Source organism: Flavobacterium sp. WC2509, from assembly GCF_052683105.1.
Window position 1 is genome coordinate 3,418,351 of the sequence record NZ_JBQZFG010000001.1, and the last position, 23,465, is coordinate 3,441,815.

Below are 23,465 nucleotides of genomic sequence, written 5' to 3' on the forward strand. Positions count from 1 at the left end.
TACTAAAAATAAATTACAATGACCCTATTTAATAAAAACTGTTTTTTTGTAGCACTTGGCGTGGTATTGTTTTCATTGACTTCTGTTATAGCGCAAGAAAAAATAGATAAGTATATTGTTGGTAAAGGAGAAACAGTAGCTCAAATTGCTCAAAAATTTAATATTACTCCTTATGATATTTATAAACTTAATCCAGATGCACAAAGTGGATTAAAGCCAAGTAGTGTTTTGTTGATTCCAAAAAGTAAAGGGAAAAGCACTGCGATCGCTGCAAAAACTACACCCGATACAAAAACTACGACCGTAACAAAACAACTTCCAAAAACACATCAAGTTCTTCCGAAAGAAACATTATTTGCAATTGAAAAAAAATACGATGTAACGGATCAAGATTTGAAAAAAGCTAATCCAGATCTTGAAAAAAATGGTTTACAAGTAGGACAAATTTTGAATATTCCTTCTAAGAATGGCCCAAAACCAACTGTTGTAGCTAAGAATGTAGTGGTATATCATACCGTATTGCCAAAAGAAACAAAGTTTTCTATCGCAAAACAATATGGTATAACAGTTGGGGAATTAGAACAAAAAAATCCTGAGATTGTCTCTAACTTGACAATAGGATATGAGTTATTGATAAAAGGAAGCAGACCAAAAGTTGCACCAAAAAGTACTGTTCCGGAAACAAAAGTAACTCCGGTAAAATCTGCTGTACCGCATGTAGAACCTGTAAGTTATATCGAGTACACTGTAAAGGCCAAAGAAACTTTTTATAGCTTGTCAAAACAGTTTGGTTTAACACAACAACAATTGATTGAGTTGAATTCTGCTTTATCTAGCGGTGTTCAAGAAGGAATGGTTTTAAAAGTACCATCAAAATCAAATCAAATTGCAGCCAATTCTACTAAACAAAAAGTTGTTTTAGCTAAGAAAAATAGCAATGATAAAAAGACTTTAGTGTTGTTATTACCTTTTAATGTTGCCAAAAACGGAGGAGATACACTTACTTCAAATGTTAATCGATTGAATAATGATAAATTTCTAAATATGACTTTAGATTTTTATTCGGGTGCTTTAATGGCAATTGATTCTGCTAAGCAAATGGGAATTACAATGGATGTTAAAGTTTTTGATTCGAATGAAACTAAAACAACTTCGAATGTAACGACTATTTTTAATGATAGTGATCTTGCTAATGCGGATGCTGTGGTTGGGCCATTTTATCAAGCGAACGTTGAAAAAACAGCTTCAATATTGGGTCAAAATAATGTACCGGTGATTTCTCCATTGTCAAAAGATGCGGGGAATCCCACTCCAAATTTATACCAATCGATTGTTCCTAATTCTGATTTAAAAACAGCTATGTTTGATTTTTTAAATGCAAAGCAAGGAAACATAATAGCGGTTATTGACAAGAAAAAAGAAACTATAAAGAAATATATTTTAGAGAATCAAAAGGCTGTCAAAATTGCTCCCTTGACTGAAACTGGAGGTTTAAATGTAGAAAGTTTTAAAGCATTATTGGTAAAAGATAAAATGAATTATATCATTTTGGAAACAACCAATACTGCCATGGTTAAGTATACTATAAATACGATGATTAGTGTAATGGCTTCTTATCAGGTACAATTAGTTGTTTTGGAACCGAATGAAACTTTGGATACCGATGAGGTTAGATTCGAAAATTTAACTAAGTTGCATTTGATGTATCCATCGGCAACTCGTGAAAATAATTCACCCGAAGCACAATTATTCATGCAGAGTTATAGAAAAAAGAATAAAGTAAATCCAAGTACGTTTGCTATTCGTGGTTTCGATATTACGTTTGATACTATGATGCGTTTGTCTCAAGATAAAACTTATCAGGAAACTGCTGAAACAATGATAACAGAACAAGTAGAAAATAAATTTGAATATCATAAAAAAGAAGAAGGCGGTTATATTAATAAAGGTCTTTATATCTTGTATTATGATACTGATCTGACTGTAAAAGAAGCAAAGTAAAAAAAGTTGTAGGTTGTCTGTTGTTGGTTGTCGGTTTCAGAAAACTACTAACAGATGACCTGATAAAAGATAATTAAAAATAATAAAAAATGACTTCAAAAGTAACTTATTTAGGAGATTTAAGAACTTCCTCCATACATATACAATCAGGAAGCGAAATAATATCTGATGCTCCAGTTGATAATAACGGAAAAGGCGAAGCTTTTTCTCCAACAGATACAGTGGCTAATGCTTTGGCAAGCTGTATGATGACTATAATGGGGATAAAAGCAAGAGATTTGAATATTGATTTTAATGGTTCAACTGCTGCAGTGACTAAAACCATGAATGCTGAACCAAGACGTATTGGTGCTATCGAAATTATTTTTGAAATGCAAGGTGTAACAGAAACAAAAGATAAAATTATTTTAGAAAGAGCAGCTAGAACTTGTCCTGTTTTCTTGAGTTTGAATACTGAAATTGAAAAAGATATTAGTTTTATTTGGAAATAAAATATTTATTGCGATTAATAATTTTAATTAAAAGAAGCTCTTTATTCGAGCTTCTTTTTTGTTTTTAGAATAGATCAAAACAAACTTATAAAATTAGTGCATATCTCAAAATACCTTGTAGGGAAATCTTGCACAGTAGTTCTTATTTGTAATTTTAAAATAGGTTCTATATTTAAAAATCTTATTTATTAAATGAATACCAAACGATTTTTTCAAGCTAATTAGTACTATTTTTTCTTTTTACCAGTTTTGTCTATAGAAAAATAGTTGCCATTCAATTGAACCTTTGCGGTTCCTTTATTAAAGCTAGTTGCATTCTCATAAATCATAGGTATAACTACTATTCCTGACTTATCTAGAAACCCCCATTTACTGTTTAGCTTAACAGCTATAAGTCCTTCTGAAAAAGAGCTTACCTGATCATATTTAAATTGAGTAATTTCTTTTCCTAAATGGTCTATAAATCCCTTTTTATGATTCAGCTTAACTTCTGCGAGACCTTCGAAATATCTGTCTACTTCATCATATTTTGGAGGTGCAGTTACATTTCCCGATTTATCTATAAAACCATATTTCCCATTCAACTTAAATGATGAAAGTCCTTCGTAAAAACTATCTACACGATCATATTCCATCGGAATGATTAGTTTATTCTCATAATTTATAAAACCCCATTTTTTATTTAACTTAACTGCCGCAAGTTTTTCAGAAAAATTAGATACTTGATCGTATTTCAACGGAATAATAACTTTTCCAGATATATCTATAAAGCCCCATTTATTTTTTTTCTTAACTGGTGCAAGTTCTTCGGAAAATTCATTTACAGAATCATATTCTAGTGGAATAATAACTTTTCCATGACTGTCTATAAATCCCCATTTTCCATTAAGCCTAACACTTGCTCTTCCATTTTTAAAGTTATATGTTTCGTCATATTGTAGTGGGATGACTTCTTTTCCAGTAGCATCTATAAAACCACATTTAGAATTCAGTTCGACTGCTGCGAGACCTTCTTTAAATTCACCAGCATAATTGTATTTTGCCGAAATAATTGTTTTTCCATTATCATCTTTGAAACCAAATTTATCAGTATCCTGATTCATATAAAGCTTTAAGGTTTGAGAATGTCCTGTTACAACGGTTATACATAATGCTAATGCTACTATTATTTTGTTCATTTATTAAGATGTTTAATGTTAAAATTAGTTTGTAAATATATAATTTTTATTGTCAAGCCATATCTGAAATTTCTGTAAAAACTAAAATTTCTGCTCCAAAAAAATAAATTTGTATTGTATATCATTCAACTAAAAATGTACCTTGCAGCAAAACAAAGTACATTTTTTTCTTTTTTAAAATGGATCAAAACCAAAAACAACTCATAAAACTAGCCCATACGAAAATGCCCTTTGGTAAATACGAAGGTTGGTTCCTTATTGATATTCCAGAGTATTACATTGTGTGGTATAGTAATAAAGGTTTTCCAAAAGGAGAGCTCGGAGAACAATTGAAATTAATTTATGAGTTAAAACTTAACGGACTCGAAGAATTAATTCGAAACATAAAAAAGAAGTACCCAAAACCTTAAGATAATTAGTTAGCGGGGGAATTAGAAAATTAGATAATCTTTAGAGAGATAATTATAATATATTGGTTTAAAATGAATTTAATTCATTGTTTTCTAATTATCACTTATCTATTTCCTAAATTATCAAATTGATTCATTTTCTAATTTTCTAATTAGCTAATTGTCTAATTAAATTTGTACTTTTGCCACGTTTTTTACATAACTACAATACAAACAACAACAGAATGAATCAAACGAAATATATTTTTGTTACAGGTGGTGTGACTTCTTCTTTAGGAAAAGGAATTATAGCAGCATCTTTGGCAAAATTGTTACAAGCAAGAGGGTATAGAACAACTATTCAAAAGTTTGATCCCTATTTAAATGTTGACCCAGGAACATTAAATCCTTATGAACATGGAGAATGTTATGTAACAGATGATGGTGCAGAAACTGATTTGGATTTAGGACACTACGAGCGTTTCCTAAATGTACCTACTTCTCAAGCGAACAATGTAACTACTGGTAGAATTTATCTTTCGGTAATAGAAAAAGAACGTAGAGGAGAATTTCTTGGAAAAACAGTTCAAGTTGTACCTCATATTACTAATGAAATTAAAGATAGAATGAAATTGCTTGGGGAATCAGGTGATTTTGACATTGTTATTACTGAAATTGGTGGTACTGTTGGGGATATTGAATCATTACCTTATATAGAGTCTGTTCGTCAATTAGTATGGGATTTAGGCGAAAATAATGCAATCGTTATTCATTTAACTTTAGTACCATATTTGGCTGCAGCAGGAGAATTAAAAACAAAACCAACACAGCATTCTGTTAAAACTTTGATGGAAAGCGGTATCAAAGCTGATATTTTGGTTTGTAGAACAGAGCATGAGATTTCGGATGAAATTCGTAATAAATTGGCTTTGTTTTGTAATGTAAAAAGAGAAGCAGTTATTCAATCTATTGATGCATCGACTATTTATGAAGTTCCAAATTTAATGTTGGAAGAAGGACTAGATGTTGTCGCTTTGAAAAAATTAGATTTACCTAAAAAAGCAGCTCCAGATTTAAAAAACTGGAATACATTTTTACGTAGATTGAAATTTCCTAAACATACCGTAAATATTGGTTTGGTTGGGAAATATGTAGAAATGCAAGACTGTTACAAATCGATATTAGAAGCTTTTATCCATGCAGGTGCTGCTAATGAGACTAAAGTAAATGTTATTTCAATACATTCTGAATTTATCGATTCAGAAAATATTACAGAGAAATTATCAGGTTTAGATGCTATTCTTGTTGCTCCAGGTTTTGGAGAAAGAGGAATTGAAGGAAAAATTGAAACTATTCGTTATGCTCGTGAAAACAATGTTCCATTTTTCGGAATTTGTTTGGGAATGCAAATGGCGATTATTGAATATTCTAGAAATGTTTTAGGTTTAGCAGATGCTAATTCTACTGAGATGAATGATAAAACCAAAAATCCTGTTGTCAATTTGATGGAAGATCAAAAAACAGTAACAGATAAAGGTGGAACAATGCGTCTTGGAGCATGGAAATGTGAGCTTACACCAGATTCATTAGCTAATAAAATTTACGGTAAGACATCTATTTCAGAACGTCACCGTCACCGCTACGAATACAACAGTCAATATGTTGATCAATTGCAAAAAGCAGGATTAATTGCTTCAGGTGTAAATCCTGATACTGGTCTTGTAGAGGTTGTTGAATTAGAAAATCATCCTTTCTTTATAGGTGTGCAATACCACCCTGAATATAAAAGTACAGTAGCAAATCCGCATCCAATTTTTGTAAGTTTTGTTGCAGCAGCAGTAAAAGGAAAAAAGAAGTAAGTTTTATATAATTTATTTTTTAAAAGATAATCATCCATATTGTAACATTGAATGTGAATGGATGACTAACAAAGTCAGTTCTTGATTTATTTGAATGAAATTGAGAAGATGAAAAACAACAATAAATAAAATGGAAGAAAAAAAATTAGACCTTAACTCGATTATAGGTATGTTATTAATCGTTGGTATATTCTTTTGGATGATGTACCAAAACAAACCTTCGGAGGCGCAAATTGCTGCAGAAAAGGCTAAAAAAGAATTGGTTGCAAAACAAGCTGCTGCTAAAGATGCAGCTGCAAAACAAATTGTGACTCCAACAGCTATTGTTGCAGGAGATTCTACACAATTAGCACAATTGCAAAAAACATTAGGAGGATTTGCTTATTCAGCGACTTTACCTTCTGCTAAAAATGATATTACAACAATCGAAAATGATTATGTAGTATTAAAAATTGCTAACAAAGGAGGTTATATTGTTGAAGCTACTTTAAAAAATTTCGAAAAATTTGAAAAAAAATCTGGTCAGTTAGTTTCTTTAATAAAAGATAATAACGCCGATTTGAATATTCAGTTACAAACAAATGACAGTAGAATTTTAAATACAAAAAACTTGTATTTTGAACCTACATTATCTAAAGTTGGTGCTGATCAAATTCTTTCGATGAAATTGAAAGCTGGTGCCAATGAATTTTTAGAATACAAATACATTTTAAAACCAAACGACTATATGGTTGGTTTTGATATCCGTTCTCAAGGTCTTAATAAAGTTTTGAATACAGCAAAACCAATGGATTTGCAGTGGAACATGAAAACGTTTAGAACAGAGAAAAGTATCTCTTATGAAAATCGCTACACTCTTTTGAATTACGAATATGGTGATGAGAAGTTTAGTAATGTTAGTGATGGGGCCAATAAAGAAGAATCTATTGATAAAGTTAAATTTGTAGCCTACAAACAGCATTTCTTCTCTACGATTTTATTGACAGATACTCCTTTTGAAAAAGCGGTTCTTAAATCAAATAAATTAGCTGTCGATGAAAAGGTTGATACTATTTTTGTTAAACAATTTAATGCTAATATGCCTTTGGCTTTCACAAATGGTGAAGTAGATTATAAAATGAGTTGGTATTTTGGACCTTCAGATTATAAAACTTTAAAAGGATATGATGAAAATTTAGAGAAAATTATTCCATTAGGTTGGGGTATTTTTGGATGGATCAATAAGTGGATTTTTATTCCTTTATTCGGTTTCTTAAGTTCTTATATTGCTTATGGAATTGCCATTATTATCTTTACCATTATGATTAAATTGGCTATGTCACCAATTACTTATAAGTCATTTCTGTCTCAGGCTAAGATGAAAGTATTAAGACCTGATATTACTGAGTTGGGAGAAAAATACAAAAAAGACCCAATGAAGAAACAACAGGAAACGATGAAGTTATACAATAAAGCAGGTGTAAATCCTATGGCTGGTTGTATTCCTGCTTTGATTCAGTTGCCATTTATGTATGCTTCGTTTCAGTTTTTTCCATCAGCTTTTGAGTTGAGACAAAAAAGTTTCCTTTGGGCAGATGATTTATCTTCATTTGACTCGGTTTATAAATTGCCTTTCCATATTCCATTGTATGGTGATCATATTAGTTTGTTTCCAATTTTGGCAGCCATTGCAATTTTCTTTTATATGAAAATGACTTCTGGCGATCAGCAAATGGCAGCTCCCCAACAAGAAGGAATGCCAGATATGGCTAAAATGATGAAATACATGATTTATATTTCACCAATCATGATGTTGATTTTCTTCAATAGTTATGGTGCTGGATTGAGTTTGTATAACTTTATTTCGAATTTAATTACTATCGGAATTATGTTTGTTATCAAAAACTACATTGTAGATTCTGATAAAATACATGCGCAAATTCAAGAGAATAAAGCGAAAGAGCCAAAAAAACCAGGTAAATTTCAACAACGTTTGCAAGACGCTATGGAACAAGCCGAAGCTCAAAAAGCAAGAGATAAAAAGAAATAATATTTAATACATATTGCAAAAGCTCCTAATAAAATAGGAGCTTTTTTGTTTTAATAAAGAGTGTGTTAATTTAAAAGTATCAGGTTTTGTACTTTTGTGAAATAACTTGAAAGTCATACTATTCGTGATTTTTTGAAGTTATATTGGTATTGGTTTTAGATAATTAAATTATAAATATATGTTTTCTATTTTTAGATTTTTAGTTCTTTTTTTGTGTTGCCAAATCGTTTTTTCTCAAACGGATAATAACCCTGTAGATGACAAAGGGAAAAAACATGGTGTATGGAAAGGGGTATATGAAACATCTGGTAGACCTAGATACGAAGGTACTTTTGAACATGGAAAAGAAGTTGGTGTTTTTAACTTTTTTGATGATACGAAGGCACAAACTATTATAGCAACAAGAACATTTAGTCCAAATGATAATTCTTGCTATACTATTTTTTATGACCAAAAGAAAAATGTAGTGAGTGAGGGAAAAGAGGTTAATAAATTGCGTGAAGGACCTTGGAAGTATTACCACAAAGCTTCAAAAGCAATTATGACTTTAGAAAATTATAAAAACGGAAAATTAGAAGGAACTAGAACTGTTTATTATCCAAGTGGCAAAATTGTTGATGAAACAATTTATAAAAAAGGTTTAAAAGAAGGTGTTTATAAAAAGTATTCAGAAACGGGTATTGTTTTAGAAAGTAGTTTTTTTAAAAATGGTGAATATGAAGGTGAAGCGGTTTATAAAGATCCAAATGATCTTGTTATTGCGAAAGGAATGTTTAAAAACGGTAAGAAAGTAGGTAAATGGCAATTTTTCATCAATGGAAAATTGACTAGTGAAGAAGATATGAACAAACCGAAAAAGCCACAACTTAAAAGAGATAAAGTTAAAACCGAATAGTTTTGTTATTCTTTTTTGGGTAAAACTAAGAATCAAAAGTATTGACTTCGATTATTGTAGCATTGTTTTCATCAATCCCAATGTTGATGTATCTCTAGTTATTATTTGTACTTTTGCAAGTGATTAAAATTTCAAGAATTAAATTTTTTAAAATGTAAGGAGCATAATCTTTAATTTGGTTAAAAATACCAATTAGATTCTGCGAATTGTTCCTAATTTGTATTAGGGAAATAATATAAGTCAGTATATGAAACGTGTAGTTGTAGGTCTTTCAGGTGGTGTTGATTCGAGTGTTGCAGCATATTTATTGCAACAACAAGGATATGAAGTAATAGGTCTTTTTATGAAAAATTGGCACGATGATTCAGTGACAATTTCTAATGAATGTCCTTGGCTGGAAGATAATAATGATGCTTTGTTAGTTGCCGAAAAGCTAGGGATTCCTTTTCAAACGGTTGATTTGAGCGAACAATATAAAGAGAAAATCGTTGATTATATGTTCAACGAATACGAAAAGGGAAGAACCCCAAACCCAGACGTACTTTGTAATCGTGAAATAAAATTTGACGTTTTTATGAAAATCGCTTTAAGTCTTGGAGCTGATTATGTAGCAACAGGACATTATTGCCGAAAAGGTGAAGTTGAATTTAATGGAGAAAAAGTATATCAACTTCTCGCTGGAGTTGACAACAATAAAGATCAATCTTATTTTTTATGTCAATTGTCTCAAGAACAGTTGTCTAAATCCTTATTCCCAATTGGTGAATTAACTAAGCCTGAAGTTCGTGAAATTGCAGCTCAAATGGAATTGGTTACCGCCGAAAAGAAAGATTCACAAGGATTATGTTTTATTGGGAAAGTGCGTTTACCTGAGTTTTTGCAACAAAAATTGCAGCCTAAAGAAGGAACGATTATTCAAATTGATAAAAATGACTCAGTATATTCTAATGATATTGATGGCGAATTATCTATTGAAGATAAATTGTCTTTTGCCTCTAGAAAATTACCTTATACCCCTACTATGGGGAAAGTAATGGGGAAACATCAAGGGGCGCATTATTTTACCGTTGGTCAAAGAAAAGGTTTGAACGTAGGAGGAACTACAGATCCCTTATTTGTGATTGCGACCGATGTAAATACCAATACTATTTATACTGGTTTATCGAGTATGCATCCAGGATTATTTAAGAAAGCTTTGTTTATTGATAAAACTGAAGTACATTGGATTCGTAAAGATTTAGCTTTGGCTGAAGGAGAAACAATGGAAGTGATGGCAAGAATTCGATACAGACAACCTTTGCAACGAGCTACTTTGCATCAATTTGAAAGCGGAATGTATATTTCATTTGAAGAGCCACAATCTGCTATTACAGAAGGACAATTTGCCGCTTGGTATATTGGTGATGAATTAATCGGTTCAGGAGTTATTTCATAAATTTAAAATAGTTGTCAAACATGAAGAAAATTGTATTTTTTATTTTGTTTTTTTCTTGTTTTTCGGGCTTTGCTCAAGAAGACGCTTGGGTTTATTTTAAGACAAAAAATAATTCTCAATCTTATTTTGACACCCCTTTGCTAATGCTTTCTCAAAGGGCTTTGGATAGAAGGATAAGACAAAGTATTCCTTTAGATTCTAAAGACATTCCTATTGATAAAAGCAATATTAATCAAATAAAAGCAGTCTCAGGTATTACCGTTATGGCGCAATCTAAATGGTTGAATGCTTTGCATATTAGAGGTACGGAAGCTGTTATTAATTCGTTGAAATCTTTAAACATAGTCGATAAAGTTGATTTTGCAAATAAAGCGCTCAATTCGACTTCAAAGATAGCCAGTGCTTCTAAAACAAAATCGATAGTTAAGGTTTTGGAAACTCAAGTAAATTTTACTTATGGTAGTTCGGCAAACCAAATACAAATGCTTCATGGTGATATTTTGCACCAACAAAATTATACAGGCTCAGGAAAAATAATTGCTGTTATGGATGCTGGTTTTCCTGGAGTGAATACAGCTCAACCCTTTCAAAGATTAAGAGATAATTCCCAAATTTCGGGTGGTTATGATTTTGTAAATCGAAATGCTAATTTTTATACAGGAGATTCTCATGGCACTATGGTGCTTTCAAGTATGGGAGGTTATAAAGAAAATTCCCTTGTAGGAACCGCACCCGATGCTTCTTATTATTTATTTAGAACAGAAGATGATTCGAGCGAAAATCCTGTAGAGGAATCGTATTGGGTTGAAGCGGCTGAAAAAGCAGATAGTTTGGGAGTAGATGTTATAAATACCTCTTTAGGCTATTTTGAGATGGATAAAGCAAGTTATAGCCACACTTATTCAGAGATGGATGGTAAAACAGCTTATATAACGAGAGGAGCCGAAATCGCTTTTTCTAGAGGAATGATGGTTGTTGTTTCTGCGGGGAATGAAGGAGCAACTTCAAATCCTCATGTTGGAGCGCCTGCAGATGGAGTTTCGGTACTTACAGTGGGTGCAGTTAATACATCGAAAACAATAACGAGTTTTAGTTCTATTGGACCTTCATTTGATGGAAGAATAAAGCCAGATGTTATGGCGCAAGGACAGTCAGTTGTTTTATCGGATCCTTCAGGAACAATTGTTACAGCAAATGGTACTTCTTTCTCTGGTCCAATAACCGCCGGTTTAGTGGCTTGTTTATGGCAAGCTTTCCCTAATAAAACCAATCAGGAAATTAAAGATTTAATTATAAAATCGGCTGATAAATATAACACACCAAATAATCAATATGGATATGGAATTCCTGATTTTAGTTTGGGTTTGTCAAATGGGTTAGATGTAAATGATATTTGTAAAAAGAGTGTTTTTTTATATCCAAATCCTACCAGCGATATAAGTATCGTTTCTTTTTCGGATAATTTTGATACTGGTCTATTTCGGGTTTATTCTTTAGTTGGTCAAAAGGTATTCGAAAAAACTATTAACAGAGCAATGCCTTCGGTTTCATTAAAAACATTACAAGCTGGGGTTTATGTTTATGAAATTGATTGTAATGGTAAAGTAATCTCTGGAAAACTAATCAAACAATAATCGTCTTTTTATTTATGAATAAAATCACCAGTCTTTTCAATATTAAATATCCAATCATACAAGGTGGAATGGTTTGGAATAGTGGTTATAAATTGGCTAGTGCCGTGAGTAATTCAGGAGGATTAGGATTAATAGGTGCTGGTTCTATGTACCCAGAAATATTGAGAGAACACATTCAAAAATGTAAAAAAGCAACGTCACAACCTTTTGGGGTAAATGTTCCATTGTTATATCCCAATATCGAAGAGATAATGAAAATTATTGTTGAAGAAGGGGTTAAAATAGTTTTTACATCAGCAGGAAATCCAAAAACGTGGACATCTTTTTTGAAAGAGAAAGGGATAATGGTTGTGCATGTAGTTAGCAGTTCAGTTTTTGCGTTAAAAGCGCAAGAAGCAGGAGTTGATGCGATTGTTGCAGAAGGCTTTGAAGCTGGTGGGCATAATGGTAGAGAGGAAACTACGACATTTACTTTGATTCCTATGGTTAAAGATAAAATATCAATTCCGTTAATAGCTGCTGGTGGAATTGCTACGGGACGAGGAATGTTGGCAGCAATGGTTCTTGGAGCTGATGGTGTACAAGTTGGAAGCCGATTTGCAGCTTCGACAGAATCGTCTTCTCATGAAAACTTTAAACAAGCGATTATTGAACTTCCAGAAGGTGGAACTCAATTGACTTTAAAAGAATTGGCGCCTGTTCGTTTAATCAAAAATAAATTTTACCAGGACGTACAGCAATTGTATGAAAAATGTCCAAGCAAAGAAGAATTAGTAACTTTATTAGGGAGAGCAAGAGCAAAACGCGGTATATTTGAAGGTGACTTAGAAGAAGGGGAGTTAGAAATTGGACAAATTGCAGGACTAATTAAAGAAGTTTTACCTGCAAAAAAAATAATTGAGAGCATGATTTCCGAATTTGAACAAGCAAAACAGGAAGTAGCTTTGTTTGGCTTTTAAAATTATTATATTTGTTTCTTACAAAATTTTAGATAATGAATAAATTAAAAAAATCGTTTTTGTTGTTGTTTCTTTTTTTTGGATTAAGTCAAGGATTCAGCCAGGTATATAAATTTAAAACTACTGGACTGAGTGTTGCTGCAAAAGGAGAAAAAGGCAAATTTGGAGAGTGGAGTGAACTAAAGCCAGTAAGCATTGTAATCAATTTGGATACAAAAAAAAATAGAATTACAATTTACTCGGAAGCCATTCAGGCATTTGAAATCATAGAATACCTCCCTGATGAAGAAAATGCTACTGATATTGTTTATTCTTTTGTTTGTAAAGACAATAGCGGTGAAGATTGTACTCTTTCATTCATAACCAGAAAAAATCAACAAAACAGAAAACAGTTATATGTCAAATATAGTAATCGAGTATTGGCATATAATATTGTGAGTCTTCTGTAAAAGAGATTGTTTATTTAGCTCTCTCGTAGAGACTTTTAGCATGTGATGATAATTGGTTGTTATTCATGAATTTGTCTTCTAAATGTTTTTTTAAATCCAAAAATAGAGTTTAATTCAGCCCCAAACCCGCAGTAATAGCGGTAACGTAAATTTGTTGTTTTAATATTTACTATTTATCTCTTTTTTAGAAGATAAAAAGTATTTTTGTTCACCATTTAAATATATTATGAGAAAAATTATTTTGTTTTTAGTTTGTGTTTTTGCGATTCAAAGTCAAGCACAGCAACGACCAAAATTGGTTGTTGGTATTGTTGTTGATCAAATGAGAATGGAGTATTTGTACCGGTTTTCTGATGATTTTTCAGCCAACGGTTTTAAGAGACTGATGGGTGAAGGGTTTACTTTTTATAACATGAATTATAACTATATGCCCACATTTACGGCTCCTGGGCATGCTTCTATCTACACAGGTACGACTCCTGCTACTCATGGAATTATAGGAAATGATTGGTATATCCGTTCCATTGGTAAAACGATGTATTGTACAGATGATGCTAGTGTTAAAACGCTAGTTGAAGGGACTGAAAAAGAAGGAGCAATGTCTCCTAAAAACCTTTTGACCACTACAATTACAGACGAATTGAGAATGGCTACAAATTTTAAAGGCAAAGTAATTGGTTTGAGTATTAAGGATCGTGGCGCTATTTTGCCAGCAGGTCATTTTGCGAATTGGGCTTTTTGGAGTACTAAATCAGGAGCGTTTATTTCAAGTAGTTTTTATGGTGATAAAATGCCGGATTGGGTTACTCAATTTAATTCTGAAAAGAATTATATGAAATATATTGATAAAGGGTGGAGTTTATTGAGACCAATTGAAACTTATAACGAAAGTTTACCTGATGATAATCCTTATGAAGGAAGATTAGACAAATCTTTGCCACCTGTGTTTCCTTATAATTTGAGTAAAATTTATAAAGAAAGTGGAATGGAAGTTTTGAAAACGACTCCATTTGGAAATGATTATTTGGCTGAATTAGCCATGAGAGCTGTAGATAAAGAAGAATTAGGGAAAGATAATATTACTGATTTTCTTGCTGTAAGTTTTTCTTCAACTGATTATGTAGGGCATACTTTTGGTCCTAGATCTATGGAGATTCAAGATACTTATTTGCGTTTGGATCTTACTATTGCTGCATTTTTGGACTATTTAGATTCTAAAGTTGGAAAGGATAATTACTTGCTTTTCTTGACAGCAGACCATGCTGTTGCTGAAAATGCAATTTATTTGAAAGATCGTAAATTAAATGTAGATAACATTCCTTCCAAAGATATTTCTGCTTCTTTGAGTAAATTTTCAACTGATACTTTTGGGGCAAATTTAATTTTGAATTATTCTAATTTTAATGTTTTCTTAGATAAAGCAGCTATCAAACAAAAAGGTTTGGAATTGGTCAAAGTGAAACAAGTTTTCAAAGACTTTTTAATGGAACAGCCATATGTAAAAAGAATATACACGCAAGAAGATATTTTGGCTGGTGCTGCCCAAGATTATTATTTGAATTTTATTTTCAAAGGATACGATCCAAAACAAAGTGGTGATCTTGTTATTCTTGAAGGACCGGGCTATTTGGAAAGCTATGGATTTGGAACAGGAACTACTCATGGAACTCCTAATAGTTATGATACTAATGTACCGTTGCTTTTTTATGGTTGGCACGTTCCAAAAGGAGAATCAAATAAAAAAGAGTATATTACAGAAATCGCTCCGACAGTTTCTAAAATGTTAAAAATCACTACTCCAAACGGTTCGGAAGGTGAAGTTTTAGAAGATTTGTTCATTAAAAAATAATCGTTTTTACAGTCATAAAATATCCCATTTGTAACAACAAATGGGATATTTTTGTTTTATGCATGTTTTAGTTTTCTTGAGCAATTAAAGATGTAACTGTTGAATAGAAATGGTTTTGTTAGACGTTTTTTATTTATGAAGAAATTGTCTGAGAAGTTATTGTTTGTTTTATGGAGCAGTTACCTTAGGTTTTTAATAAATCTAGTCTCGCTATCCGTTGTAATCTTTTTGTTTTTAAAGAAAAAACAAAAAGGATTTTCACTACATACGAGCGTAGCGAACTGGCGAAGCAATCGGGGCTAAATGATAAACTTATGGTATTTAAAATATAAGTTCAAAAGGTGCTTTACAAATTAAATAAACCTCGTAGAAGTTAACCGTTTGTAGAAAAAGAGATTCGTTTTAAAAACTCCATAGAGTGACCTACATTCGTAATTGAATTCAGTTTTTTAGCAAAAAAAAATCCCGAAATATTTCGGGATTTTTTGTTTTCTTAAATGTTTACTGCTTCAGTTATTTCTTTTGGCAATGAAATTTGATTTTGCAATAAATCTTCAAATTTTTCATGCGCTCTGATTAAATAGCCTTTACCATTCATCCATAACACTTCGGCTGGTTTGTATCTTGAATTGTAATTAGAAGACATTGAGAAGCAATAAGCTCCAGCATTTCGGAAAGATAAAATGTCTCCTTCTTTTATTTCAGAAATTTTTCTGTTAGTCGCAAATGTATCTGTTTCACAAATGTATCCTACTACAGAGTAAAAACGCTCTTTACCTTTAGGATTTGATATGTTTTCTATAAAATGTGAAGAACCATAAAGCATTGGACGAATCAAGTGATTAAATCCACTATCAATACCTGCAAAAACAGTCGAAGTTGTTTGTTTTACCACATTAACTTTTGCTAAAAAGAATCCTGCTTCACTCACTAGGAATTTTCCAGGTTCAAATATTAGCGTTAAATCTTTACCGTATTCTGTACAGAAAGCATTGAATCTTTTAGATAGTTTTTTACCTAATTCATCAATATCAGTTGCAATATCATCTTTTTTGTAAGGAACTTTAAAACCACTTCCAAAATCTAAAAACTCTAAGTTTTTGAAGTTTTTTGCAGTGTCAAATAAAATTTCTGCTGCATATAAAAACACTTCAATATCTAAGATATCTGATCCTGTATGCATGTGAATACCTACGATGTTCATATTTGTATTCTCTACAATACGTACCAAATGAGGTATTTGGTGTACAGAAATACCAAATTTACTATCGATATGTCCAACAGAAATATTTGCATTTCCACCAGCCATTACGTGTGGATTAATACGGATACAAACTGGAACATGTGGATGTTTTGCACCAAATTGCTCCAATATTGATAAATTGTCAATGTTAATTTGAACTCCCAAAGCGTGAACTGCTTCTATTTCTTCTAAAGAAACACCGTTTGGCGTATAAAATATTTTTTCTGGGGCATAACCAGCATGTAAACCCAATTGCACTTCTTGTATAGAAACGGTATCTAATCCTGATCCCATATCTCTTAATAATTGAAGTATGGCAACATTAGATAATGCTTTCATAGCATAATTAATGCGTAAATTTGAAACCTTTGAAAATGCCTTTGTTAATCGATTATACTGGGATTGTATTTTCTCTGCATCATACACATAAAGTGGACTTCCAAATTGTTCTGCTAAGTGTAGTAAATCGTTTGCTTGCATCTTTTAATTATTATTTTTTACAAATTTATTATTCTTTAATATGACGACCAAACTATTTTATGTTATTTAACAAAATATAACAAATTGTTTTTATTGTAACAAATTGCTGTTACCTATTGAATTTCTTAACTTTATTGGACTTTGTAAGTTATGTTTCAACTGTAATTGATATGATTTTTATCAAATAATTTGGTGTTCTTTAAAAAAGCTGTTTTATTTTTTCTGCAAATTTAGGTAATAATATATTATGTATGCATAACAGTTATTTAAATGATATAAAATAATTTATGAGAATTTTAATGCTATTTTAAGTCCTTTATTTTAAGCAAAATAATCTTCAAAATTTTCAAATTTGGAATCAGTATCTTTGCATCGAAATTAAATATAATGAAAGAATCTAAGCCTTCGGTTAAAACCAATTTACATCCAAGAAACCAACATCGATTGGGATATAATTTTCAAGAATTAATTGCTGTTTGCCCTGAACTTCAAAATTTTGTGGTAATCAATGAGCATGCCATTGACTCGTGCGATAGCGAACATGCAAAACAAACTATTGATTTCAGTGATTCTAAAGCTGTAAAAGCACTCAATAAAGCGTTGTTAATTGCTAATTACAATATTAAAAGCTGGGATATTCCTGAGAATTATCTTTGTCCGCCTATTCCTGGACGTGTTGATTATATTCATTATATCGCCGATTTGTTAGCTTTATCCAATAAAGGAAAAATTCCAGAAGGCGAAAATGTAATGGGTCTTGATATTGGTGTGGGATCAAATTGTATTTATCCTATTCTCGGTCACGCCACTTATGGCTGGAGTTTTGTTGGGACAGATATTGACTCAAAAGCTATCGAAAATTGCAGCAAAATTATCGAAGCTAATCCGAACTTAATTGATGCGATTAGTTTGCAACAACAAACTGAATCCCGTTTTATTTTCAAAAATATTATAACTCCTGAGGATCGATTTACATTTGTGCTTTGCAATCCGCCTTTTCATAATTCAGCTGAGGAAGCACAAAAAAGCGCTACTCGGAAAGTAAATAACCTGAATCCAAAAGCACCTAAAACTGACAAAGCAGTTTTAAATTTCGGGGGTCAAAATACGGAATTATGGTGTGATGGTGGCGAATTAGGATTTATTAAACAAATGGTTTACGAAAGTGCCAAATACCCAATGCAATGTTTGTGGTTTACTACTTTAGTTTCTAAAAGTGATAACCTAAAAAGTATTTATAAAACATTAGCAAAAGTACACCCAGCAACCATAAAAACGATTGATATGGCTCAAGGCCAAAAAACAAGCCGATTTGTTGCCTGGACTTTTTTGACTGAAGAACAACAAGCAAATTGGAAGTTTGAAGAATAAGCAGTGGTTACAGTATTAGTTTCATCCATTGAATAATTATCTGGACCTGACAATTGTTCTAATAAACAATGGTAATTGCATAACATTAAATTGGAATTTTAATACTTTAAAGCCTTATTAAAGAGTATCTTTAAAGTAAATTATAATTTTAAAATTATGTCAAAATTGCTACTGCAAACTCTAGTATTATTGCTTTTTATTGGTTGTGCTTCTTCAAAGAAAGCAAAGTTTGACGATTATACTTTTGAAACAAAGAAAGAAAAAGACAATTATATTGCTTCCTATGATAATGCCTTAAAACTCTGGGATGTTCCATATGAAGAAGAAAATATAAAAACCCGCTATGGAACAGCTCACATCATTATGACTGGTCCCAAAAACGGAAAAAAGTTAGTGTTACTTCATGGTATGGATGCCAGTTCAACAATGTGGTATCCTAATATTAAGGCTTTGGCAAAAAACCATCGAATATATGCTATCGATTTTTTGATGGAGCCTAATAAATCCACTTTAACATCCAATGCACTTTCAAAAGAAGAAATAGTAATTTGGTACAACGATATTTTCAATTACTATAAATTAAAAAACTTTGATATCGTTGCGGCTTCCCGTGGCGGTTGGATTGCTACTTTATTAGCTATTCAAAAAAACAATTCTATCAATAAAATCGTTTTATTAAGCCCTGCACAAACATTCGAATATATTGATAAAGTTGGAAAAACATCTTCTGCATTGTTTTTAAAACTTTTTCCGAGTGAGAAAAAATTCAAAAAAACATTAAAAATATTTTCTACACATCCTGAAAAAATCAATTCTATTTACAGAAGACAATTTTATTTAGCCAATAAATATTCAAAATCAAATGCAAGTATGCTTCAAATGCAACCTTTTTCGGATGATGAGCTAAAATCAATTGGTAATCCAGTACTGGTTTTAATCGGCGATCAGGATGTTATCAATTCTGAAAAAAGTATTGAAAGAGCTCAAGAATTTTTAGTCAAAGGCAAAACCAAAATTATAAAAGATGCGGGGCATTTTTTAACTATCGACCAAACCAAGGAAGTGAATGAAGCTATGCTTTCATTTTTAGAATAGCTCTAATTTTTAATTTTATTGTACGTTGTTGTATAGCATTCAAACTTTGTAACTTTGCGATTCTAACCTTTGACTTATAACATATGAATTTCCAAGTCGTATCCGATTACCAACCCAAAGGAGACCAACCTCAGGCTATCGAAAAATTAGTGCAGGGTATTGAGACTGGCGAACAATTTCAGACCCTTTTGGGAGTTACGGGTTCAGGAAAAACATTTACGGTTGCCAATGTCATTCAGGAAGTGCAAAAACCAACGTTGATTTTGGCACATAACAAGACTTTGGCTGCCCAATTATATTCGGAATTCAAGCAATTTTTTCCTAATAATGCAGTCGAATATTTCGTTTCTTATTACGACTATTACCAACCGGAGGCTTTTATGCCTGTTACGGGCGTTTTCATTGAAAAAGATTTATCTATTAATGAAGAATTAGAGAAAATGCGTTTGAGCACCACTTCTTCTTTACTTTCAGGGCGAAGAGATATTATTGTGGTTGCATCAGTTTCTTGTATTTATGGTATTGGAAATCCTGTCGAATTTCAAAAAAACGTAATTGCTCTTGAAACCAACCAAATGATTTCAAGAACACAATTATTAAAAAGTTTGGTTCAAAGTTTGTATTCCAGAACGGAAGCTGATTTTACGCCTGGAAATTTTCGTATAAAAGGAGATACCGTTGAAGTATATCCGAGTTATGCCGATGATGCCTTTCGAATTCATTTTTTTGGAGATGAAATAGAAGAAATTGAAAGTTTTGATACAAAGACTTCCAAAGTGATTGAACGTTTCGGAAAATTGACAATATATCCTGCGAATATGTTTGTTACGTCGCCCGATGTATTGCAAAATGCTATTTGGGAAATACAGCAAGACATGGTTAAACAAGTGGATTATTTTAAAGAAATTGGAAAACATCTTGAAGCCAAACGCTTGGAAGAACGAACTAATTTCGATTTAGAAATGATTCGGGAATTGGGGTATTGCTCTGGAATAGAAAATTATTCTCGTTATTTAGATGGAAGGGAAGCGGGTACAAGACCTTTCTGTTTATTGGATTATTTCCCAAAAGATTATTTGATGGTTGTGGATGAAAGTCACGTTACGCTTTCGCAAGTACATGCTATGTATGGTGGTGATAGAAGTAGAAAAGAGAATTTAGTGGAATATGGTTTCCGACTTCCAGCTGCGATGGATAATCGGCCATTGAAATTTGAGGAATTTGAAGCCATGCAAAATCAAACGATTTATGTTTCGGCGACACCGGCCGATTATGAATTGCAAAAATGTGATGGCGTTTATGTAGAGCAAATTATTCGACCAACAGGTTTATTGGATCCTATCATAGAAATTCGTCCGAGTTTGAATCAAATTGATGATTTGATTGAAGAGATTCAAGCCCGAGCTGAAATAGATGAGCGTGTTTTGATCACTACTTTAACCAAAAGAATGGCAGAAGAATTAGCTAAATATTTGGATAAAGTTAATATCCGCTGTCGTTATATTCATTCTGATGTAGATACTTTGGAGCGAATTGAAATCATGCAAGATTTACGAAAAGGGATATTTGATGTTTTAATTGGGGTGAATTTACTTCGTGAAGGATTGGATTTACCAGAAGTTTCATTGGTAGCCATACTTGATGCGGACAAAGAAGGATTTCTAAGAAGTCACCGATCACTTACTCAGACGATTGGTCGTGCTGCAAGAAACCTAAACGGAAAAGCGATTATGTATGCGGACAAAATTACCGACAGCATGCAAAAAACAATTGATGAAACCGAATACAGAAGAACCAAGCAAATCAATTTTAATACGCAAAACAATCAAGTTCCTGTTGCTTTAAATAAAAAAATAGAAAGTGCCTTTACCAATAATAAGTTGGTAGAATATGAATTGGGGCATAATTTATCAGCCGCTGCTGAACCAGAAACGGCCTATATGTCAAAACCCGATTTAGAAAAATTGATCCGTGAAAAGAGAAAATTAATGGAAAAAGCGGCAAAAGATTTAGATTTTATACAAGCCGCAAAACTACGTGATGAGATTAAGAAACTACAAGAGCAAATTCATTAATTGAGTTGCTCTTGAAAAAGACTTAATAGTACTTCTGGAGAAATTATACCATTAGGAGCTGCTTGCATTAATTTTAAAATACGATTCGTAGCACTTGGATTCAATCCCATGTTAATGGCAATTTGACGAATAGCTTCTTGTTCTTTTGGATGTAAAACATTATCACAATGCATCAATAATGCCAAACGATAAAATTGTTGAATCCTTTCAAACTCTGATTTGATAACCCCAGTTGGTAGTTCTTTACGAAATAAATCATTGAATTCGGCTCTGCTAATACCCAATTCCTGAGCAACTATCCAAACAAATTGATATTCTCTTTCATGCAATCTGCCATCTACAACTGAAAACGCAATCATCTCCGATAATAACTTTATTTTTTCTTCTTGAGTATTCATCAAATTTGTATTTTCAGCTAAAATATTCTTTTTTTTCAAATCTAAAAATTAAATTATTAATTCTTAGAATATTCTTTCTCCATTTGAGTAATAATACCTTTAATGGATTCAGAACCAATTCCCTTGGCTTTAATCACTTTGTTTTTATCTAAAATATAAATAACAGGTGTAGTCACTACATCGTATTTATCCTTGAGATTATTGATGTGAACTCCATCATATACATTGATCCAATCTAATTTATTATCGTCGATGTACTTTTTATATTTATCAAATTCGTTTTGAGTATAAACTCCAAAAACCTGAACATTTTTCTTTTCTTTCAGTAAATCATGATATAATTCAAGGATTTTAGGTATTTCTTTTTGGCAATGGCCACAGTCAACATCCCAAAAAATAAGAATCAAATAATCGGCTTTTATACTGGATAATGATGTATATGATTTTTCAATTTCCTCTTTATTAGCATAATAGACTTTGGTGATTTCTTCGCTTGTTTTAGCCGAATCAAAACCCATTTTAGCTATTTTATCATGTGAGGCAATATCAATCATGTTAAGTTCTGGAGCAGTTTTTCCAAGTTGTAATGGTGCTAAAATAGCTGCTCGATTGATAATAATTTTAATGACACTGTCATCATAAATTCCTTTGGCTTTGCCTGTTTTAAAGTAATTATCAACCATATAAATAAACACTTTGTCCATTCCCATAATTTTTGGAATCTCATAAGTCTGTGTAAAATAGGCTAATAAATGCATATTCATTTTAGTTCCTGACTTGGTTTTGATCATCATTTTATCAATTTCCACACAAATAGAATCAGGATGTTGAACTACAACTGTGTTAAAATATTGCTTTATTTTATTTGCAAAAAATGGATTTTTCAACATAGCATCATCTTGGAAATTGACTCCATCCCAAAAATGCTTTTTATGATAGTTGTAGGCGTAAAGACTGTCGGGTCTGCCGTTAGATGCTTTTGGAATATCTTTTGCTTTTTTATCCATTTTTAAATTGATCATTTCGGATAGATATGTTCCTTTATTTTGAGTGACCGCATTCAAATCGTTCTGTAAAATCGCTTCATCCAAAATTTTGAATTCTTTGGACAAAAGCGCAATCGAATCAGGTTTCTTTTGTTCTTTTATTGATTTTTTAAAACTATCAAATTCTTTGTTTTTGGCAGATACAAAACGAATGTAATTGAAGAAATTGTCGTTTTGCTTAGAGTTAACAGCTTTTAAATTTTCAATTAAATTTGATTTGTCCGAATTAATTTGTTGCTTTTGAGATTGCTCGTCAACAATAAAATCAAAATAATTTCCTTTCTCCTGACTAAGTAAAAAATAAACTCCTTTGTCTAATTTTTTCTTTCCTTTAAATATAATATTTCCATTGACCACTTTTTTACAAGTGTCTGAAATGTACATTTTATCAAATTGATAAAAAGCTAAATAGGCAATGGTATCTTTGCAATTTTTCAAGTTAATCTTGATTTCATGCCCCGTTTGAGCTTGTGCAAACAATAAATAAAAAAATAAAACAAAAGCTATTAAGAATTTTTTCATAGTACAAAATAATCTTTAGAGGAGGTATCACCTTTGCATCAAAAATAATAGAATTAAAATATATTTT

General features: G+C 31.8%; 18 protein-coding genes. 14 read left to right on the forward strand and 4 right to left on the reverse strand.

Annotated elements, in window-relative coordinates:
* Window positions 1–18: 18 nt before the first annotated feature.
* Window positions 19–2,001, forward strand: coding sequence for a LysM peptidoglycan-binding domain-containing protein (locus ACUN3A_RS14305; protein ID WP_445551955.1), 1,983 nt, complete (start codon window positions 19–21; stop codon window positions 1,999–2,001).
* A gap of 89 nt (window positions 2,002–2,090) precedes the next feature.
* Window positions 2,091–2,492, forward strand: a complete 402-nt coding sequence (locus tag ACUN3A_RS14310; protein ID WP_445551956.1) for an OsmC family protein — start codon at window positions 2,091–2,093, stop codon at window positions 2,490–2,492.
* 227 nt (window positions 2,493–2,719) lie between these two features.
* On the opposite strand, the gene ACUN3A_RS14315 is transcribed toward ACUN3A_RS14310, so the two are convergent.
* Window positions 2,720–3,670: a WG repeat-containing protein gene (locus ACUN3A_RS14315; RefSeq protein WP_445551957.1), complete on the reverse strand. Its 951-nt coding sequence runs from the start codon at window positions 3,668–3,670 to the stop codon at window positions 2,720–2,722.
* Between the two features lie 179 nt (window positions 3,671–3,849).
* Here ACUN3A_RS14315 and ACUN3A_RS14320 point away from each other — a divergent pair, with 179 nt between their 5' ends.
* The 9 genes from ACUN3A_RS14320 (at window position 3,850) to pafA (ending at window position 15,168) form a co-directional block, all read left to right on the forward strand.
* Complete coding sequence (locus ACUN3A_RS14320) at window positions 3,850–4,080, forward strand: DUF3820 family protein (protein ID WP_077377026.1); 231 nt, start codon at window positions 3,850–3,852, stop codon at window positions 4,078–4,080.
* A 224-nt stretch (window positions 4,081–4,304) separates the two neighbouring features.
* Window positions 4,305–5,918, forward strand: a complete 1,614-nt coding sequence (locus tag ACUN3A_RS14325) for a CTP synthase (protein WP_445551958.1) — start codon at window positions 4,305–4,307, stop codon at window positions 5,916–5,918.
* 130 nt (window positions 5,919–6,048) lie between these two features.
* Window positions 6,049–7,947, forward strand: a complete 1,899-nt coding sequence (yidC, locus tag ACUN3A_RS14330) for a membrane protein insertase YidC (protein ID WP_445551959.1) — start codon at window positions 6,049–6,051, stop codon at window positions 7,945–7,947.
* Window positions 7,948–8,125: 178 nt separating this feature from the next.
* Complete coding sequence (locus tag ACUN3A_RS14335; protein WP_445551960.1) at window positions 8,126–8,842, forward strand: toxin-antitoxin system YwqK family antitoxin; 717 nt, start codon at window positions 8,126–8,128, stop codon at window positions 8,840–8,842.
* Between the two features lie 247 nt (window positions 8,843–9,089).
* A complete protein-coding gene (gene mnmA, locus ACUN3A_RS14340; RefSeq protein WP_445551961.1) occupies window positions 9,090–10,277 on the forward strand; it encodes a tRNA 2-thiouridine(34) synthase MnmA in 1,188 nt (395 codons plus the stop codon).
* Window positions 10,278–10,297: 20 nt separating this feature from the next.
* Window positions 10,298–11,911, forward strand: coding sequence for a S8 family serine peptidase (locus ACUN3A_RS14345; protein WP_445551962.1), 1,614 nt, complete (start codon window positions 10,298–10,300; stop codon window positions 11,909–11,911).
* Between the two features lie 14 nt (window positions 11,912–11,925).
* A complete protein-coding gene (locus ACUN3A_RS14350; protein ID WP_445551963.1) occupies window positions 11,926–12,870 on the forward strand; it encodes an NAD(P)H-dependent flavin oxidoreductase in 945 nt (314 codons plus the stop codon).
* A gap of 35 nt (window positions 12,871–12,905) precedes the next feature.
* Complete coding sequence (locus ACUN3A_RS14355; RefSeq protein WP_445551964.1) at window positions 12,906–13,319, forward strand: hypothetical protein; 414 nt, start codon at window positions 12,906–12,908, stop codon at window positions 13,317–13,319.
* A 226-nt stretch (window positions 13,320–13,545) separates the two neighbouring features.
* Entirely contained in the window at window positions 13,546–15,168 is a 1,623-nt protein-coding gene (pafA, locus tag ACUN3A_RS14360; RefSeq protein ID WP_445551965.1) for an alkaline phosphatase PafA, read from the forward strand.
* Window positions 15,169–15,661: 493 nt separating this feature from the next.
* Here the strand turns inward: pafA and lysA are convergent, their stop codons facing one another.
* A complete protein-coding gene (gene lysA / locus ACUN3A_RS14365) occupies window positions 15,662–16,891 on the reverse strand; it encodes a diaminopimelate decarboxylase (RefSeq protein ID WP_445551966.1) in 1,230 nt (409 codons plus the stop codon).
* Window positions 16,892–17,278: 387 nt separating this feature from the next.
* On the opposite strand from lysA, the gene rlmF reads away from it, so the two are divergent.
* The 3 genes from rlmF to uvrB all read left to right on the forward strand — a co-directional run bounded on the left by rlmF (window position 17,279) and on the right by uvrB (window position 21,432).
* Complete coding sequence (gene rlmF / locus ACUN3A_RS14370) at window positions 17,279–18,262, forward strand: 23S rRNA (adenine(1618)-N(6))-methyltransferase RlmF (RefSeq protein WP_445551967.1); 984 nt, start codon at window positions 17,279–17,281, stop codon at window positions 18,260–18,262.
* A 156-nt stretch (window positions 18,263–18,418) separates the two neighbouring features.
* Window positions 18,419–19,357, forward strand: a complete 939-nt coding sequence (locus ACUN3A_RS14375; RefSeq protein WP_445551968.1) for an alpha/beta fold hydrolase — start codon at window positions 18,419–18,421, stop codon at window positions 19,355–19,357.
* 83 nt (window positions 19,358–19,440) lie between these two features.
* Entirely contained in the window at window positions 19,441–21,432 is a 1,992-nt protein-coding gene (gene uvrB, locus ACUN3A_RS14380; protein WP_445551969.1) for an excinuclease ABC subunit UvrB, read from the forward strand.
* On the opposite strand, the gene ACUN3A_RS14385 is transcribed toward uvrB, so the two are convergent.
* Together ACUN3A_RS14385 and ACUN3A_RS14390 are read right to left on the reverse strand one after the other, a co-directional pair.
* Window positions 21,429–21,830, reverse strand: a complete 402-nt coding sequence (locus ACUN3A_RS14385; protein ID WP_445551970.1) for a TerB family tellurite resistance protein — start codon at window positions 21,828–21,830, stop codon at window positions 21,429–21,431. The genes uvrB and ACUN3A_RS14385 overlap by 4 nt on opposite strands.
* 56 nt (window positions 21,831–21,886) lie before the next feature.
* Window positions 21,887–23,398 (reverse strand): redoxin domain-containing protein, encoded by a 1,512-nt coding sequence (locus ACUN3A_RS14390; RefSeq protein WP_445551971.1) that lies wholly within the window; start codon window positions 23,396–23,398, stop codon window positions 21,887–21,889.
* Between the last annotated feature and the right edge of the window lie 67 nt (window positions 23,399–23,465).

Coding starts and splice junctions, on each gene's coding strand:
- ACUN3A_RS14385 (WP_445551970.1), bottom strand. CDS start 21,830: ATGAATACTCAAGAAGAAAAAATAAAGTTATTATCGGAGATGATTGCG.
- ACUN3A_RS14310 (WP_445551956.1), top strand. CDS start 2,091: ATGACTTCAAAAGTAACTTATTTAGGAGATTTAAGAACTTCCTCCATA.
- ACUN3A_RS14345 (WP_445551962.1), top strand. CDS start 10,298: ATGAAGAAAATTGTATTTTTTATTTTGTTTTTTTCTTGTTTTTCGGGC.
- mnmA (WP_445551961.1), top strand. CDS start 9,090: ATGAAACGTGTAGTTGTAGGTCTTTCAGGTGGTGTTGATTCGAGTGTT.
- lysA (WP_445551966.1), bottom strand. CDS start 16,891: ATGCAAGCAAACGATTTACTACACTTAGCAGAACAATTTGGAAGTCCA.
- ACUN3A_RS14305 (WP_445551955.1), top strand. CDS start 19: ATGACCCTATTTAATAAAAACTGTTTTTTTGTAGCACTTGGCGTGGTA.
- ACUN3A_RS14350 (WP_445551963.1), top strand. CDS start 11,926: ATGAATAAAATCACCAGTCTTTTCAATATTAAATATCCAATCATACAA.
- ACUN3A_RS14375 (WP_445551968.1), top strand. CDS start 18,419: ATGTCAAAATTGCTACTGCAAACTCTAGTATTATTGCTTTTTATTGGT.
- ACUN3A_RS14355 (WP_445551964.1), top strand. CDS start 12,906: ATGAATAAATTAAAAAAATCGTTTTTGTTGTTGTTTCTTTTTTTTGGA.
- ACUN3A_RS14390 (WP_445551971.1), bottom strand. CDS start 23,398: ATGAAAAAATTCTTAATAGCTTTTGTTTTATTTTTTTATTTATTGTTT.
- ACUN3A_RS14325 (WP_445551958.1), top strand. CDS start 4,305: ATGAATCAAACGAAATATATTTTTGTTACAGGTGGTGTGACTTCTTCT.
- pafA (WP_445551965.1), top strand. CDS start 13,546: ATGAGAAAAATTATTTTGTTTTTAGTTTGTGTTTTTGCGATTCAAAGT.
- yidC (WP_445551959.1), top strand. CDS start 6,049: ATGGAAGAAAAAAAATTAGACCTTAACTCGATTATAGGTATGTTATTA.
- uvrB (WP_445551969.1), top strand. CDS start 19,441: ATGAATTTCCAAGTCGTATCCGATTACCAACCCAAAGGAGACCAACCT.
- ACUN3A_RS14320 (WP_077377026.1), top strand. CDS start 3,850: ATGGATCAAAACCAAAAACAACTCATAAAACTAGCCCATACGAAAATG.
- ACUN3A_RS14315 (WP_445551957.1), bottom strand. CDS start 3,670: ATGAACAAAATAATAGTAGCATTAGCATTATGTATAACCGTTGTAACA.
- ACUN3A_RS14335 (WP_445551960.1), top strand. CDS start 8,126: ATGTTTTCTATTTTTAGATTTTTAGTTCTTTTTTTGTGTTGCCAAATC.
- rlmF (WP_445551967.1), top strand. CDS start 17,279: ATGAAAGAATCTAAGCCTTCGGTTAAAACCAATTTACATCCAAGAAAC.